11 protein-coding genes and 1 tRNA gene are annotated in these 14,446 nt (G+C 59.7%); 4 read left to right on the plus strand and 8 right to left on the minus strand.

Translation table 11 applies throughout. The annotated features are described in order from the left end of the window. Nucleotides 1-4 precede the first annotated feature (4 nt). From HNW77_RS06875 to HNW77_RS06905, 7 genes are all read right to left on the minus strand, one after another. Nucleotides 5-1,426 (minus strand): amidase family protein, encoded by a 1,422-nt coding sequence (locus tag HNW77_RS06875; RefSeq protein WP_187353198.1) that lies wholly within the window; start codon nucleotides 1,424-1,426, stop codon nucleotides 5-7. A 228-nt stretch (nucleotides 1,427-1,654) separates the two neighbouring features. Then, nucleotides 1,655-3,088: an amidase family protein gene (locus HNW77_RS06880; protein ID WP_172156366.1), complete on the minus strand. Its 1,434-nt coding sequence runs from the start codon at nucleotides 3,086-3,088 to the stop codon at nucleotides 1,655-1,657. Nucleotides 3,089-3,129: 41 nt separating this feature from the next. Then, nucleotides 3,130-3,333, minus strand: a complete 204-nt coding sequence (locus HNW77_RS06885; RefSeq protein WP_172156368.1) for a DUF3311 domain-containing protein — start codon at nucleotides 3,331-3,333, stop codon at nucleotides 3,130-3,132. Nucleotides 3,334-3,439: 106 nt separating this feature from the next. After that, entirely contained in the window at nucleotides 3,440-5,878 is a 2,439-nt protein-coding gene (locus tag HNW77_RS06890) for a TonB-dependent receptor (RefSeq protein ID WP_276592098.1), read from the minus strand. A 319-nt stretch (nucleotides 5,879-6,197) separates the two neighbouring features. After that, the gene (locus HNW77_RS06895) at nucleotides 6,198-7,145 is read right to left on the minus strand and encodes a 2-hydroxyacid dehydrogenase (RefSeq protein WP_172156372.1); all 948 of its coding nucleotides are present in this window, start codon (nucleotides 7,143-7,145) and stop codon (nucleotides 6,198-6,200) included. Nucleotides 7,146-7,233: 88 nt separating this feature from the next. Further along, nucleotides 7,234-8,616: an aspartate aminotransferase family protein gene (locus HNW77_RS06900; RefSeq protein WP_172156374.1), complete on the minus strand. Its 1,383-nt coding sequence runs from the start codon at nucleotides 8,614-8,616 to the stop codon at nucleotides 7,234-7,236. A gap of 39 nt (nucleotides 8,617-8,655) precedes the next feature. Further along, nucleotides 8,656-9,414: a class II aldolase/adducin family protein gene (locus HNW77_RS06905; RefSeq protein ID WP_276592097.1), complete on the minus strand. Its 759-nt coding sequence runs from the start codon at nucleotides 9,412-9,414 to the stop codon at nucleotides 8,656-8,658. Between the two features lie 498 nt (nucleotides 9,415-9,912). Here HNW77_RS06905 and HNW77_RS06910 point away from each other — a divergent pair, with 498 nt between their 5' ends. From HNW77_RS06910 to HNW77_RS17510, 4 genes are all read left to right on the plus strand, one after another. Further along, complete coding sequence (locus HNW77_RS06910; RefSeq protein WP_241694338.1) at nucleotides 9,913-10,959, plus strand: LysR family transcriptional regulator; 1,047 nt, start codon at nucleotides 9,913-9,915, stop codon at nucleotides 10,957-10,959. A gap of 70 nt (nucleotides 10,960-11,029) precedes the next feature. Then, on the plus strand, nucleotides 11,030-12,484 hold the full coding sequence (locus tag HNW77_RS06915) for a sodium:solute symporter family protein (protein ID WP_172156378.1): 1,455 nt from the start codon (nucleotides 11,030-11,032) through the stop codon (nucleotides 12,482-12,484). Nucleotides 12,485-12,610: 126 nt separating this feature from the next. Continuing rightward, complete coding sequence (locus HNW77_RS06920) at nucleotides 12,611-13,825, plus strand: aspartate aminotransferase family protein (RefSeq protein ID WP_172156380.1); 1,215 nt, start codon at nucleotides 12,611-12,613, stop codon at nucleotides 13,823-13,825. A 45-nt stretch (nucleotides 13,826-13,870) separates the two neighbouring features. Then, a complete protein-coding gene (locus HNW77_RS17510) occupies nucleotides 13,871-14,146 on the plus strand; it encodes a transposase (protein WP_276592100.1) in 276 nt (91 codons plus the stop codon). 175 nt (nucleotides 14,147-14,321) lie between these two features. Here HNW77_RS17510 and HNW77_RS06930 read toward each other — a convergent pair. Then, a tRNA-Met gene (locus tag HNW77_RS06930) sits at nucleotides 14,322-14,398 on the minus strand. Between the last annotated feature and the right edge of the window lie 48 nt (nucleotides 14,399-14,446).

The following is a 14,446-nucleotide window of genomic DNA, read 5'->3' on the forward strand; positions in this document are numbered from 1 at the left end:
CGGATCAGCCTTTGCGCATGGCCTTTTCAAAGACTGCTGACGGGTCGGGGCGGGCCTCGGCCAGCAGGCCTTCGAGTGTCATGCTCAGGCGCAGCACGCCGATATCATCATTGATACGCCCCCCGATCTGGATGCCCACCGGCAGCCCACCCGAAGAATAACCCGCCGGCAGCGACGCGGCAGGCTGGCCGGTCATGTTGTACAGCAGCGAGAACCCGGCCCATTCCAGCCAGTCCGGCCAGCTGTCATCGGGCACCGTCAGCCCCGCCTTGAGCGGCAGGATGGAAACGGTGGGCGAGATGACAAAGTCAACCGTTGCATGCTGGCGCGCGCATTCCTGGCGGTAGGCCAGCCGCGCCATCATCGCATCAACATAGTCCCCGGTGGGGATATGCGCGCCACGGTCGCCCCAGCCACGGAATTCGGGGTCGAGCAGGTCGCGCTCGGCCGGGCTCAGGCGGCGCTGGGACTGCCATGCCCCCACCTGCCACAAGGTGCGATAGGTTGGCCGCCAGTCCTCCATGGGGGCCAGCGGCACCAGTACGGCGCCAGCCGCCTCGATGCGCGCGATGGCGGCACGATAGACCGCAGCCACCTCCGGATCGACCTTCATGAAGCCGAAATCTTCCGTCACCCCGATGCGCAGCCCTGCCAGTGGCAGCGGCGTAATGGGAAAATCCGCGGCCGGGAGCGGATCGGTGGTGAAGGGGTCCATCGGGTGGCGCCCTTCAATCACCGAGAACATCAGGCCTGCATCCGCCACCGTGCGGGTAATCGGGCCAAAATGCGCCATGTCGGAATAATGCGGGCCAATGGGGTACATCGGCACGCGGCCAAATGTCGCCTTCAGGCCAAACACGCCGCTGAAGCTGGCCGGAACGCGGATGGAGCCGCCGCCATCGCTGCCCAGCGCCAGCGGGCCGCACCCGGCACTGATGGAGGCGCCCGCCCCGCCACTGCTGCCGCCGGGCGTATGGTCGGTATTGTGCGGGTTGCGGGTGATGCCGGTCAGCGGGCTGTCGGTAACCGCCTTCCACCCGCCCTCGCACGTGGTGGTGGAGGCAAACAGCACGGCGCCCGCCCCGCGCAGCCGCTCGACAGAGGGGGAATCCTGTGTTGCGGGCGGGTTATGTTCGGCCAGGCGCGAACCACGGGCAAAGCGCCAGCCTTTCACCATGGCCGTATCCTTGATGGAAACCGGCACGCCTTCCAGCGCGCGCGTGGGCAGGCCGGCCATCCAGCTCCGCTCTGCCGCGACGGCGGTGGCAAGGGCGCGTTCGGGATCAAGGCCGCAAAACGCATTCAGCACCGGCTGCACCGCCTCGGAACGGGCGATGACATCACGGATCACCTCTACCGGTGAGAGTTTCCGCGCCGCATACAGCGAGAGAAGCTCAACAGCCGATAGTTCACATAATTCAGTCATGGAAATCATCTCTGCTTCTTGATGTGCTCCCGAGCGGGAACACGTACACCGGGGCCGATCACCACGCGATCCACCATGGACCGGCCAGACAAACACGATATGAAAAAAACGGCTTCAACCGGGGGGCGGGAGCGCCAGCACTGGCGGCCACCCCGCAGGGTCATTGCAATGCCGTTTCATCCTGATGCGCCGGGTCAGGCGGATTTGTGAAATGGCATGGGCATGTCATCATGTTTTCTCCCTGTGTATTCCAGATCGTTTCAGGTCAGGCCGCAGCGCGCTCCATGGCCTGGCCTCCTCCCACGCAGCGCAGGCCTGGAGCACGCCCAGGTCATCAAAACGGCGGCCGACAATCTGTAGCCCCACGGGCAGGTTATCCGCGCCAAAGCCACAGGGCACGCTGGCGGCAGGGTTACCCGCCCAGTTGAAGGGGTAGGAAAACTCCGCCCAGCCCAGCCAGTCCCAGTCATGTCGTGGCCATGTATCGGGCTGGAGTTGCGTGGCGGGGAATGCCGTCACGCTGACGGCGGGGGTGAGCAGGAAGTCCCACTGGGTAAAGAACTGATGGATCTCGACCGCGTAGGCAAAGCGCCGTTCGCGTGCGAGGGTAAATTCCTGCATCGTGCGACCCTGCGTTTGCCTGATCATCGCCACCAGGCCGGGGTCCATCAGCGATTCCCACTCCGGCAGGAGCGTGCATTTTGCGCTGTAGGTGGCAGGCCAGAAAAAACGCGCCAGTTCTGGCCCTTTCGGCCCCCAGCCCGGCGTAACTTCCTCGACCGTGGCCCCCATGGCCTCGAACACGCCAACCGCCGCCGCAACGGCCTGCGCCACATCAGGATCGACACGGGCATGGCCAAGATCGGGACTATAGGCGATCCGGCGCCCCTTGAGCGGGGCGGACAGCAAACTCGAATAGGCCAGCGGCGCGGCCTCGAGGGAGGTATAATCCCACGGATGCGGGCCACTCATCGCCTCGAGCATCAGGGCTGCATCCTTTACCGTACGCGTCAGCGGCCCCATATGCGTTGCAAGGTCATTATTGCTGATGGGCCAGTTCGGTATCCGGCCATGGGTCGGCTTCATGCCAAATACCCCGCAGAAATGCGCGGGCATGCGGATGGAACCGGCCCCGTCGCCGCCCTGGTGCAGGGGGCCATACCCTGCCGCAGCCGCAGCCCCCGCCCCGGCCGAGGAGGCGCCCGCATTGTATCCCGCCTTCCACGGGTTGCTGGTCACGCCGGTGAGCGGACTCTGGCTGACACCCTTCCAGCCGAACTCCGGCACCGTCGTCTTGCCCAGCATTACCGTTCCGGCCTCATGCAGGCGCGTGACGCATGGGGCATCCACGGTGGGTACATTGTCCTTGCGCGACCATGAACCGTAGCGGGTCGGGATGTACGCGGTTTCCTGAAGGTCCTTGATGGTGACCGGCACGCCCTCAAGCCTGCGGGCGGTGCCAGCCCGGTAGGCCGCCTCCGCCCGGCGGGCACTGTCCATGGCCTGCCGGGCGGTTACCTCGGCCATGGCGTTGATGCCTGGTTCCGTGGCCTCGATATGGCGCAGGACCGCGGCCGTCACCTCAACGGGGGAGAGGCGGCCACTGCCGTAATGCGCTGTCAGTTCGGTGGCGGACATGAAGCCGATTTCTTCGTCAGACATGTCTCATTGTCCCCACCTGCTGGCCATAGGGGTGTGTTCCATCATTCGGGGTGATGCCTGCGATCGAACAGGACCCAGCACAGGCCAAGGCAGCCTGATGTGAGAAAGAACCATGCAAAGATCCAGACCATGAAGAAAGGGAGGCCAGCCACATCAATCCCGACCTTGTCAATCACGGGAAACAGCAGGTCGATCATGACCATGGGGATGACAAGTCCAATAACAAAGCTGCTTTTTGAAGGCATTGGGCGCTCACTTTCATGTAAAGGGGAGCCGGAACCAAAATGACTGGCTGCGGCAGGCGTGTCCCTACCCCTGCCACAGCCCCCATATGGCCAGATGCGCGCGACATCAGAACCCGACTGTAAGCGCGCCGGACATCGCAAAGCCACCACCAATATTGTAGCCAGGCTGGCCTGCTGCGATCCACTGCCCGTTTGCCGCGCGGACACCCTTGGCCGTTGGCGTGAAGCTTGCCGCCTGGGCGTAATACAGGTTGTTGCCAATATTCATGAAATTGAGCTGGAACTGCGGCTTGTAGACCATGAACTTGTCGATACGGACATTGTGCAGCCGGTAGCCAAGCGTGATGTCGGATGTCAGGTAGCCGGGAATGTCCTGGTCGTTCATGAAGGTGGTGTAGCGCTTGCCGATATAGTTCAGCCCGAAATTGCCAAAGAACGTGCCATCATCATAGGAAAGGCCGACTGCCCCCGTAAATTCCGGCGTATTGACCGAACGTTTGCCACGCGTATCAATATAGGTACCGTCGATCTGGAAGTTGTTGTCCGTTGTGGCATGGACGTAAGACCCCGAAAGATAGGGGCTGAAATGATGCCATGGCCGCAGGCCGATTTCGAGCTGGGCGCCACGCACGGTTTCACCACCCATGTTGATCGGCGTGGTCACGAGCGAGCCGCCGGCTGAATAGGCGGTCGAGTTCACATCGTGATTGGTCAGGTTGTAGTTGAACAGTGATGCGGCAATATGCACCAGGCCGTTATGGCGGAAGCCGATTTCCTCGCCAATCGCGTATTCCGGCTTCAGGTTTTGCGGGTGCACGTCAATGGGGGAGGGGGATTTCGCGTCATACATGTCCAGATAGGCTTCGGTCCGGTCCGGCGCGCGGAAGCTGGTGGTGCCGTTGACGAAGATCTGGTCATGCTTGGTGATATTGTAGCTGATGGCAACCTGGGGCAGCGGCTCCGCATAATTGCCGCCATTCTTGCGGTCGGGAATGCCGGGCAGGTCGTTTGTGGCCCAACGGTTGATCATGACTTCCTTGAAGCCTGCGGTCAGCTTGAGGCGGTCATTGAGCAGCGACAGCGTATCATCAAAATAGATGGAGACCTGCTGCTGGCGGAAAACGAGGTTCCACGGGCTGAGCGCCTGGCCGGCTGCATCCTTGATGCTGTATCGCCCCCAGGCATTGGCGGGCAGGCCATCGGGGCCGACGGCGGCATAATTGGCGGGCTCCACCATATCAAGATAGGAATACATGGACCCGATGCGGAACAGGTTGTTCCTGTGCTTCCAGTCCAGATGCCCCATCAGGGCCAGCGTATGCTGGTGCTGCTCATCCACGACCTGTGTCGTATCGACCTTCGTGCCGTTGGCCAGCGTCACGGCCGTTGGCAGGTTGAGCGCGCCCACATTCTGCGTGCCGAGATAGGCCTGTGAATCATTGATGTTTTCACCAAACCCGCTGTCCTTGTCCCAGTTGATGAAATAGGGCGTCACATGCAGGTTGAGTTCATGGCCGAGGTTGAACTTCATCGGCGCCATGACCGCGATGGTCTTGTTCATCAGGCGGTTCATGCGATAATAGTCGGCGCTGCCGGGTGTATAGTTCGGGCTGAGGTAAAGCGCGGACGTGCCTTCCGCCTCGAACGCCGCCTTGGTGGGCGTTGCCGCACCGTTGGAGTTGATGCCGCTGGACGAATACTGCCCAAAAATCATTTCCACGGCAACGCGGTTCCCCTGCCCCCATTCCTTGACCAGCTTGGCATCGACATGGTGGCGGTTGATGGAACCCGGCGTCTGCCAGAAATTGCTGAACATGTAGGAATAGGACATGAAGGCCCGGATGCCCGTATGCCCGATTTCGCCAGTATCGAAACGGACGAATTCCTTCTTCATGTGATAGCTGCCGTAGCTGCTCTCGATCATGCCGCCCCGATGGCTGGACGGATCGCGCAGGGTGACATCGACAGATGACCCCACGGCGTTATAGGACGGGCTCGTAATATCCGGCGACCCCTGCGTGAGGGAAACCGAGGACATGTTCTCGGCATCTGGTGAACTGCCGATGGAGTCCGGCTGGTAATACACGCCATCGACCAGCGGCACGCCGTCAACGAGGTAGCCGATTTCACTCTGGTTCATGCCACGCACCACAAGGGCGCGCGATGTCAGGCCATAGGGGTCGGTACGGGCATAGGCCACACCCGGCATCATGGCCACAAGGGCCTGCGGCGTTGTATTGGAACTCTGCTTGGCAATAAAATCGCGGGTTACCTCACTCCGTGCCTTGGGCACTGTCTGCACTGGCATGAGGCCACCGCCGGGGGTTGTGCCGGTCACGCCATTTGGCGTGCGGATGCCGGTGCTGACGTGAATGGTTTCCCCGTCCCCCCGGGCGGCAACGCCCGTGGGCCGGGTATCGGGTTGCGGTCGGGGGCCGACATGCACCCTGGCGGGCCGATTGCGGGCCGTGGCCGAAGGGGTGGCCGCTTGTGCATCGCTGTGCTCTGCCGCAATCAGGCCCGACAGGACGGTCGTAGACAACACAAGAGCACCGAAGGAACAAAATCGCATTCATATTCTCCCTGTCGTCCCGTTCGGGAAGAAACTGATGGCATAAATAAAAAGATGAAGACCGGGCAGGAACCAGGGGGCTCCTGCATTCTCGATGAGAACGCCGTAACGACATTTAATTATTATTACGTAACGTTTTTCAAGCGATAAATGTCCATTGTTTTAATGTTTCCTCTTGCATTGATATTTTTGCATCAATATGCGCGGAAACTGCATGAATTTAAGTATTGGTATAATTCGTGGTAATGAAGGCCATAAATTTATTTGCACAGGGCAGCGTGCACGCGCGCTTTCAGTAACCCCGGCTGATATCGTAAACCTGCTCCGGGCGCTCCCCGCGCTGCAGGCTGCTGATGCAGCCGATCAGATAATCGACCCGGGCATAGACCGAGGCCTGGGATGCGATATGCGGCGTGACGATGACGGATGGGTGCGCCCACAGGGGCGATGCCAGCGGTAGCGGTTCATGCTGGAAAACATCGAGAACAGCCGCTGACAGCACGCCGTCATCCAGTGCCGATAAAAGATCGCTTTCAACAACATGCTCCCCGCGCCCGACATTGATGAACGCCCCGCCAGGCCGGAGCGCGCGCAGGACCCGGGCATCGATGATGTTGCGGGTCTGGGGGGTATTGGGCAGCAGGCAGATCAGGATATCGGTCCCGGCCAGAAAAGGCGCCAGCCCGGCCGCCCCGTCAAACGTCCTGACCCCTTCGATCACCTTGGGCGAGCGCGACCACCCCTGCACGGCAAAGCCACACCGGCTGAGATGCCCGGCTGCGTAACGGCCAAGCTGCCCAAGCCCCATGATGCCCACGACACAGTCCGCAGCCGAGCGCGTGACGACCGTACGCTTCCACACCCGCTCGTTCTGCTGCAACGCCCAGCCCCGTGCGCCACGGATCGTGCTGATACAGGCCCATAACAGGTAATCCGCCATCAGGCGGCCGGTTTCCTCCCCCGCCATGCGAATAAGGGGCAGATGGGCCGGCCAGCCGGGATCGCGCGCCACGACATGGTCAACCCCGGCAGACAGGCTGAAAACTGCCTTAAGCGCCGTCAGGCGCGCAAGATCGCCTATGGGGGGCATCCATACCAGCGCGTAGTCAACCTGCCCGGGCGCCGCCAGGGCGGCCGCCCAGTCCACCACATGGATATCTGGCGCCCGTTCGGCAAATGCTGCCTTTACCTGCCTGAAATAGTCAGCATCGTCTGCAACATAAACGGCGATGGAAACCATTCCATGACTCCATTACAAGCACATTACTGTATTCATGGCTTATGTCATCCATTTCCATATGGATGACATAAGCCTGATCCATAATCATTCAGTGGAACTGGCCGGAGCCGATCTCGTGTTCCATCTGCGCAAGAACTTCCGCCACGCCATCAAAGATCATATCGACCTGCTCGTGCGTGATGATCAGTGGCGGCGAGAATGCCAGCGTATCGCCCATGGCACGGGCAATGACGCCCTTGTTCTGCAGGAGTGCGAAGGCATATTTCGCCAGCTTCCCGGCCTCTAGCGACGAGGCGCGCGTGGCCTTGTCCGTGACCAGTTCCAGTGCGCCGATCAGCCCCACGCCCCGCGCCTCGCCCACCAGCGCAGAGGCGCCCAGCGCCCGCAGCCGCGCCTGGAAATGCACGCTGACGTCACTGACATGCGTCATGAGGTCACGCTCTTCCATGATGTTCAGTACCTCGATTGCCACGGCGGCGGCGGTGGGGTTGCCACCGTTGGTAAAGCCGTGGGCAAAGGCGCCAATGGCATGCGACTCATCGGCAATCGGTTCAAACACCATGTCATTCATGAGAATGGCGGAAATGGGCAGGTAGGATGAGGAAAGCTGCTTGGACAGGATCATCATGTCCGGCCGGATATCAAAGGTCTGGCTGCCAAACATGCGCCCGGTCCGGCCAAAGCCGCAGATGACCTCATCGGCGACAAGGATGATGCCGTATTTTTTCAGCACGGGCTGGAGTTTTTCCCAATAGCCCTGCGGGGGAACGATCACCCCGCCTGCCCCCATCACGGGTTCGGCGAAGAAGGCGGCAATGGTCTCGGGCCCCTCGGCGAGGATGAGCGCCTCGATCTCGTTGACCAGCCGTGTCGAGAACGCATCCTCGCTTTCGCCCTCAATGCCTTCGCGGTAGTAATGCGGCGCGGTCACATGCAGGAAACCGGGCAGCGGCAGGTCAAAGGACTGGTGATCGACGGGAATGCCGGTCAGGCTGGCAGAGGCAATCGTGATGCCATGATAGCCCCGCTTGCGGCTGATGATCTTCTTGCGCCTTGTCTCCCCCAATGCATTGGAGCGGTACCAGATCATCTTGATCGCCGTATCATTGGCTTCCGACCCGGAATTGGTAAAGAACGCCTTGCTCATCGGCACGGGCGCCATCTCCACGAGGCGCGCGGCCAGTTCTATCTGCGGCGCATGCGACTTGCCGGTGAAGGTGTGATAGTACGGCAGCTTCTCCATCTGGCGCACGGCCGCATCAATCAGCCTGCGCTCGCTGAAGCCAAGGCCGACACTCCACAGACCGGCAACCGCCTCAAGATATTTCTTACCGGCCTTATCATAAACAAAAACGCCTTCGCCCCGATCGATCACCATCCCGCCACCCTGCAGGTTGGCCCGCGCATCCGTAAAAGGATGCATCAGGTAACGGGCATCGGTCATTTCCAGGGTATCGGCTTCGTCAGACATTTTTTCCATCATTCCCAAACCTTCTGGCCACTTGGCGGATTACGAGCAGTATGACTCTTTTTCGTCTTCAATCAGACTGAGGGCTGCTGTCCAGGCGCGCTGGATGATTTCTTCAGCCTCATCGCGCTGGAACTGCTCTGCCGTACGCCGCCGCACATCCTCCGGCGGGTAGGAAAGCTGCCTGCCCCCGGCAAGCGCATGGATCTGGATCTGGCAGGCACGTTCAAGGAAATAGATTTCGTGGAAGGCATGCGCCACATGCCGCCCGCCCACCAGCAGGCCATGGTTGCGCAGGATCATGGCATTATTGGTGCCAAGGTCGGCAATCAGGCGCTCCTTTTCCTCAGCCCGCAGCGCGATCCCCTCATAGGCGTGATAGGACAGGCAGCCATAAAACTTCAGGGCATGCTGGCTGATGGGCAGCAGCCCGTCTTCCTGCGCCGAGACACCCGCCCCGTTGGGCGTGTGGGTATGGATGATGCATTTAAGGTCGGGCCGGGCCTGGTGAATGGCGGAATGGATGACAAAACCCGCGGCATTCACATTGGACTGCTCAAGCTGCAGATCCTTCACATGGCCGAATTTGTCAATCCGCACCAAGTCGCTGGCGCGCATCTGGTTGAAAACCTTGCCGTAGCGGTTGATGAGGAAATGCCCCGGGTCATCCGGAATGGCCATGGATATATGGGTGTCGATCAGGTCCGTCATGCGGAAATAGGCAATCAGCCTGTAGAGCGCAGCAAGCTCGCAGCGTGCTTTCCACTCACTTGCAGAGAAGGATTCGGATGGAAGGGTCACGGACAAACCTCCGGAAAACATAAAGATGCACACAGGGCGAACGGACGCAGCCGTATCATTTTTCCTACTATGAAGGATGATTACACGAACCTTTCGATATGCAAACAATAAATATCCATTAAAATGAATAATAATGGCCATTAATTGTATGCCTTGTAAAATATATTCGTTTGTTCTTGAAAATATATACTTCAACGCCCTTGCGAATCATGCCCCATCTGTCCAGACTCCACCGCACCGCATTCTCATCCACATGTGATGGCCAGCAACAGAAATAATGGTGGGCAGCCCGAATGATTAATTGACATCATGCTTCCGGATAAAACATTATGGGTATGCAACGTTTTGATGCATCCGCCCCTGCTGGCACTACCGCCACAGAAGTGGTGCAGTACCCTGCGTCCGGCGCCATGAAATCGCGAACGAACCTCATGCAATGCGGCAGGTTAGGTGTATGAAACCCTGTACCCTGAAAAACAGAAATCAGGCTGTATCCCCATGACCACGCTCTCTTTTCCTTCCATGCCTGACCCTGTGAACCGAAAGGCCGAAACGGGCCATGACATCCCCAGGAAAAGTGAACAGCTGATCGACCGGCTGGACTGGAACCTGCTGCGCACGTTCATCGCCATCGCGCATGAGGGCAACATCACGCGCGCCGCAAGCAGCCTGCGCCTGACGCAGTCAGCCGTCAGCCAGGCGCTGCGGCGGCTGGAAAAACAGATCGGTTATGCCCTTATTGTCCGTCACGGGAGCCGCTTTACGCTTTCCAGCCATGGCGAGAAGGTGCTGCGCCTGGCATCCGATATCTATGGCTCGATCAAGGCGATCAGCAACGAGATTGAATCCGGGGCCGAAGAAGTGGGCGGCCATATCCGCCTGCTTACGCTAAGCAGTATTGAATCCGTCACGTATGACACGTTCCTGGCCAGCTTCCACGAGCGCTTTCCACGCATATCGCTGGAAATCATCTGCATCCGCAGCGAGGACATCCTCAGTTCGCTACAGAAAAAGACGGCCAATATCGGCATAGGGCTCTGCCCGCGCCCCCTGCCGCGCATCGGGCGCTCGCTGATCATGGAGCAGTCCTATGGCCTGTACTGCGGGCGGCCCCACCGCTTTTTTGGCAAGAGCGACATTTCCCTGCGCGAACTGGCGCAGGAGAATTTCGTCCGCTCCGAAGCGGACCGGATTGACGGGCTTCTCTCCAACATCACCATCTTTCGCAACGAGATGGATTTCAGCGGGTGGATATCGGGCACATCGTGCTCCATCCAGGAAATCACCCGCATGATTGTAACGAATTACGGGATCGGGTGCCTGCCTGAACACATTGCGCAGCCATGGGTGGATGCCGGCAGGCTGTGGCGCCTGCCACCGGCCTCGGGCATCACCACCTCGGGGATATTCCTGCTCTGGAACCGTGACGGGCGTTACAGCAATAGTGAACGCATCTTTCTCGAGCAGTTCCAGAACCATCTCCAGGCATCCCCGTCGGCACCCGATGTCCGGGCAGAAACCACCACTGCCGCCAATACAGGGTAACCGACCAACCGCTCTTTACAGCATCTGTTGCAATACAAGATCTTCTGTCTGGCACGCCGGGAGCGTATTAATGGCAATCCTTTTCTTCATTCTTATCCTCACCGCGTCGATCATCGTGGCGATCATTTCAAAGCGGCGTGCCGGTGCGCAGAACATCAAGGACTACCTGACGGCCTCGCGGTCCTTTGGTTCGATCTTCATCTTTTTCCTCGGCATTGGCGAGACCTACAGTATCGGCATGATGACCGCCTTCCCCGGCGGCATCTATCATTCCGGTTATCCGTTCGCATCGTGGTTCCTGTCCTATGTACTCCTGGCCTATCCTGTCGGCTATTTCCTGACCCCACGCATCTGGCAACTCGCGCGCAATACCAACGCTGCCACGGTGCCAGACATTTTCCGCAAGATGTTCGACAGCCGCGCGCTTGAAATTACCGTCGCCTTCAACATCATATTTTTCATGATCCCGTGGGCGACCATCCAGTTTTCCGGCCTGACCCTTGTGCTGTCGGGGCTGAACATCGTCTCCTCGCGCTGGCTGCTCATGCTGACCGCGGGCGGAATCGTCTTCCTGTATATCGCCATTTCCGGCATCCGGGCCTCCGCTTATGTCTCGGTCATGAAGGATCTGCTCGTGCTGTTCATCATCGGCACGATCGTCATGGCACTGCTCAGGACAGACAATCCCGCCACCCTGTTCCAGATCGGCACGGATGAACTGCACAAGACGGGCATTACCGGCCGGGAGGAAAGCTTTGCCATGTCCACGATGTTTTTCCAGGCCATCGGCATGCCCATCTTTCCACTGAGCTGCGCGTACCTGATGACGGCACGCAGCGCGCGGACCGTCATGCGGGCACAGATCTTCATGCCCCTTTACATGGTGGTCTTTCCGTTCATGATGCTGATCGCCTTTTATGCCAAGTATCATCACCTGGCCCTGGGTTCGCCCAATGATGCCTTTATCGAGACGGTAAAAACCCTCCTGCCGCCTGCCATGATCGGGGTTGTGGCGGGTGGGGCCGCGCTGTCAGCGCTGGTGGTACTTTCTGGCACATGCCTTGTCATCGGGTCGCTTGTTGCACGCAACCTTGTGCCGGGCCTGCCGGAAAAACGCCAGAAAACCGCCTCACAGATGGTCATCATGCTCTATATTATCATCTCCATGATTCTGGCGACCATGGTGCCGACACTGGTTTCGCATCTGTATAACATGACGTATTTTGGTGTAACGCAGCTCCTGCCCTGCTTCCTTCTGGCCATCATGTCGATCCGCGTCAGGCCGCGTGCGCTGTGCGCGGGGATCATCTTCGGTGATGCGCTGGGCTGCGGGCTTTACATGAGCGGGATCGATACGCTGGGCATCAATCCCGGCCTGATCGGCCTTGTTGCCAATACCGCCATCGTGTTCCTGTCCGGAAACTGCCAGCGGCCACAGAAGGTCCGGCATCATGCGGAGGAGGAATACATCGTGGTCGAGGAAAACTGGACAGAGCGTTCATTATCCACGTCTTCGGGGTCATGATCTCGTGCCCGGAGACATGACCTGCCTCACGGCCCGTGCCTTCCGGCCCTTTTTACCATTCTCAGGCCACCACCCGCATGCCCTTCGCCTGCATGCTTCAATTTCCCATTCCAGACTGGACGCCCCATGACGCCGCCCCTCCTTGAACGCCGCCAGCAGTTGCTCAGCCCGTCTTACCGGCTGTTCTATGATGAGCCGCTCCACCTTGCATCGGGCCAGGGGGCATGGCTGACCGACGTGCAGGGCCGCCGCTTTCTGGATGCCTACAACAATGTCGTACCTGCCGGGCACTGCCACCCGCGCATCGTGGCCGCCATCGTGGCCCAGACAGAACGGCTGAACACGCATACACGTTACCTGCATGATACCATTGTAGACTATGCGGATGCCCTGCTTGCGACCTTCCCCTTCCCCGCGCAGGCAACATTTACGTGCTCGGGCAGCGAGGCCAATGACCTGGCCATCCGGATTGCCCGCCATGTCACGGGCGGCGAGGGGCTGATCATTACCGAGAATGCCTATCATGGCGTGACCTCATCCACAGCCGAGATTTCTCCCTCGCTGGGCAAAAGCGTCAATCTCGGGGCGCATGTCCGCACGGTTCGCGCTCCTGCGGCAGGCACGGATTTTGCCGCAGGTGTCAGGTCCGCCATCGCGGACCTGCAACGCCATGGCATCCGGCCTGCGCTGCTGGTTGTGGATACGATCTTCTCCTCGGATGGAATATTTTCTGATCCCGCTGGATTCCTGGTCCCGGCGGTCGAGGCGATCCGTGAAGCGGGCGGCCTGTTCCTGGCTGATGAAGTGCAGCCCGGTTTTGGCCGCACCGGCACCCATATGTGGGGTTTTGAACGCCACGGCATCGCGCCGGACATGGTCTCGATGGGCAAGCCCATGGGCAACGGCTATCCGGTTGCAGGGCTTGTATGCCAGCCGGACGTGATCCGGAATTTCGGGTCCAGTATCCGTTATTTCAATACGTTTGGCGGCAACCCGGTCGCCATGGCCGCCGCCCTAGCCACACTGAGCGTAATCCAGGACGAACACCTGATGGAAAACGCCCATACTGTAGGGACCTACCTGCGGGCAAAACTGGCCCGGCACCCGGCCATTCTGGATGTCCGCGGGGCGGGGCTTTTCATTGGCGCCGAACTGGCGGATGAGGCCATTGCCACCCGGGTGGTCAATGAAATGCGCGCCCGCGGCGTGCTCATCAGTTCTTCCGGCCCAGCCGGAAATGTCCTGAAAATCCGCCCGCCTCTCATATTTTCCCATGAACAGGCGGATATCCTGAACGACACGACGGAAGCCGCCTTGGACGTTGCACTTTCGGACTTGTAACGGATTTATACCGGTCATCTGATCGTTTAAAGCTCGTATCGGGAGATCGACGAGACAGTAGAAGATTTCAGGCGCGAGGCCGTGATGGGTGCGTTGAGCAGTGGGCTATCACGCACGCGCGTTGCGGCCGACCTGGGTATTGGCAAATCCACCCTGGCGAAATGGATAGTGGATTACCGTCCGGGCGAGCCAGCATCCGGACAGCAGGCTGATCTGGCACGCGCGAATGAACGTCTTCGCCAGTTTTTACGGGTCTCGGCACGGGGTTACCGGGCCTGGGCATCCCGACCGGTCTATCAACGCGCCAGCGCACTGATCTGAAGGTACTGGCGCATATCCGTGAGCATTTTGCCCCGAGCAACGGCTCCTACGGACGGCTACCCATGACCATGGAACTCAGGCCGGCACAAAACCGTTGCAAGTACAGGAGATTTCAGGACGCAAAAAAGCCGCCTCTGAGGGCGGCATTTTTGTATTATATTCAGTGTATTAAGTTTGGTTGCGGGGGCAGGATTTGAACCTGCGGCCTTCAGGTTATGAGCCTGACGAGCTACCGGGCTGCTCCACCCCGCGTTAGTGATGGGGAGACTGGAAGACCTGGCGGCGACCGACTTTCCCGTG

It is taken from the genome of Komagataeibacter melomenusus (assembly GCF_013155395.1).
Lineage (GTDB): Bacteria > Pseudomonadota > Alphaproteobacteria > Acetobacterales > Acetobacteraceae > Komagataeibacter > Komagataeibacter melomenusus.

Coding starts and splice junctions, on each gene's coding strand:
- HNW77_RS06875 (WP_187353198.1), bottom strand. CDS start 1,426: ATGACTGAATTATGTGAACTATCGGCTGTTGAGCTTCTCTCGCTGTAT.
- HNW77_RS06885 (WP_172156368.1), bottom strand. CDS start 3,333: ATGCCTTCAAAAAGCAGCTTTGTTATTGGACTTGTCATCCCCATGGTC.
- HNW77_RS06920 (WP_172156380.1), top strand. CDS start 12,611: ATGACGCCGCCCCTCCTTGAACGCCGCCAGCAGTTGCTCAGCCCGTCT.
- HNW77_RS06880 (WP_172156366.1), bottom strand. CDS start 3,088: ATGTCTGACGAAGAAATCGGCTTCATGTCCGCCACCGAACTGACAGCG.
- HNW77_RS06910 (WP_241694338.1), top strand. CDS start 9,913: ATGACCACGCTCTCTTTTCCTTCCATGCCTGACCCTGTGAACCGAAAG.
- HNW77_RS06915 (WP_172156378.1), top strand. CDS start 11,030: ATGGCAATCCTTTTCTTCATTCTTATCCTCACCGCGTCGATCATCGTG.
- HNW77_RS06895 (WP_172156372.1), bottom strand. CDS start 7,145: ATGGTTTCCATCGCCGTTTATGTTGCAGACGATGCTGACTATTTCAGG.
- HNW77_RS06900 (WP_172156374.1), bottom strand. CDS start 8,616: ATGTCTGACGAAGCCGATACCCTGGAAATGACCGATGCCCGTTACCTG.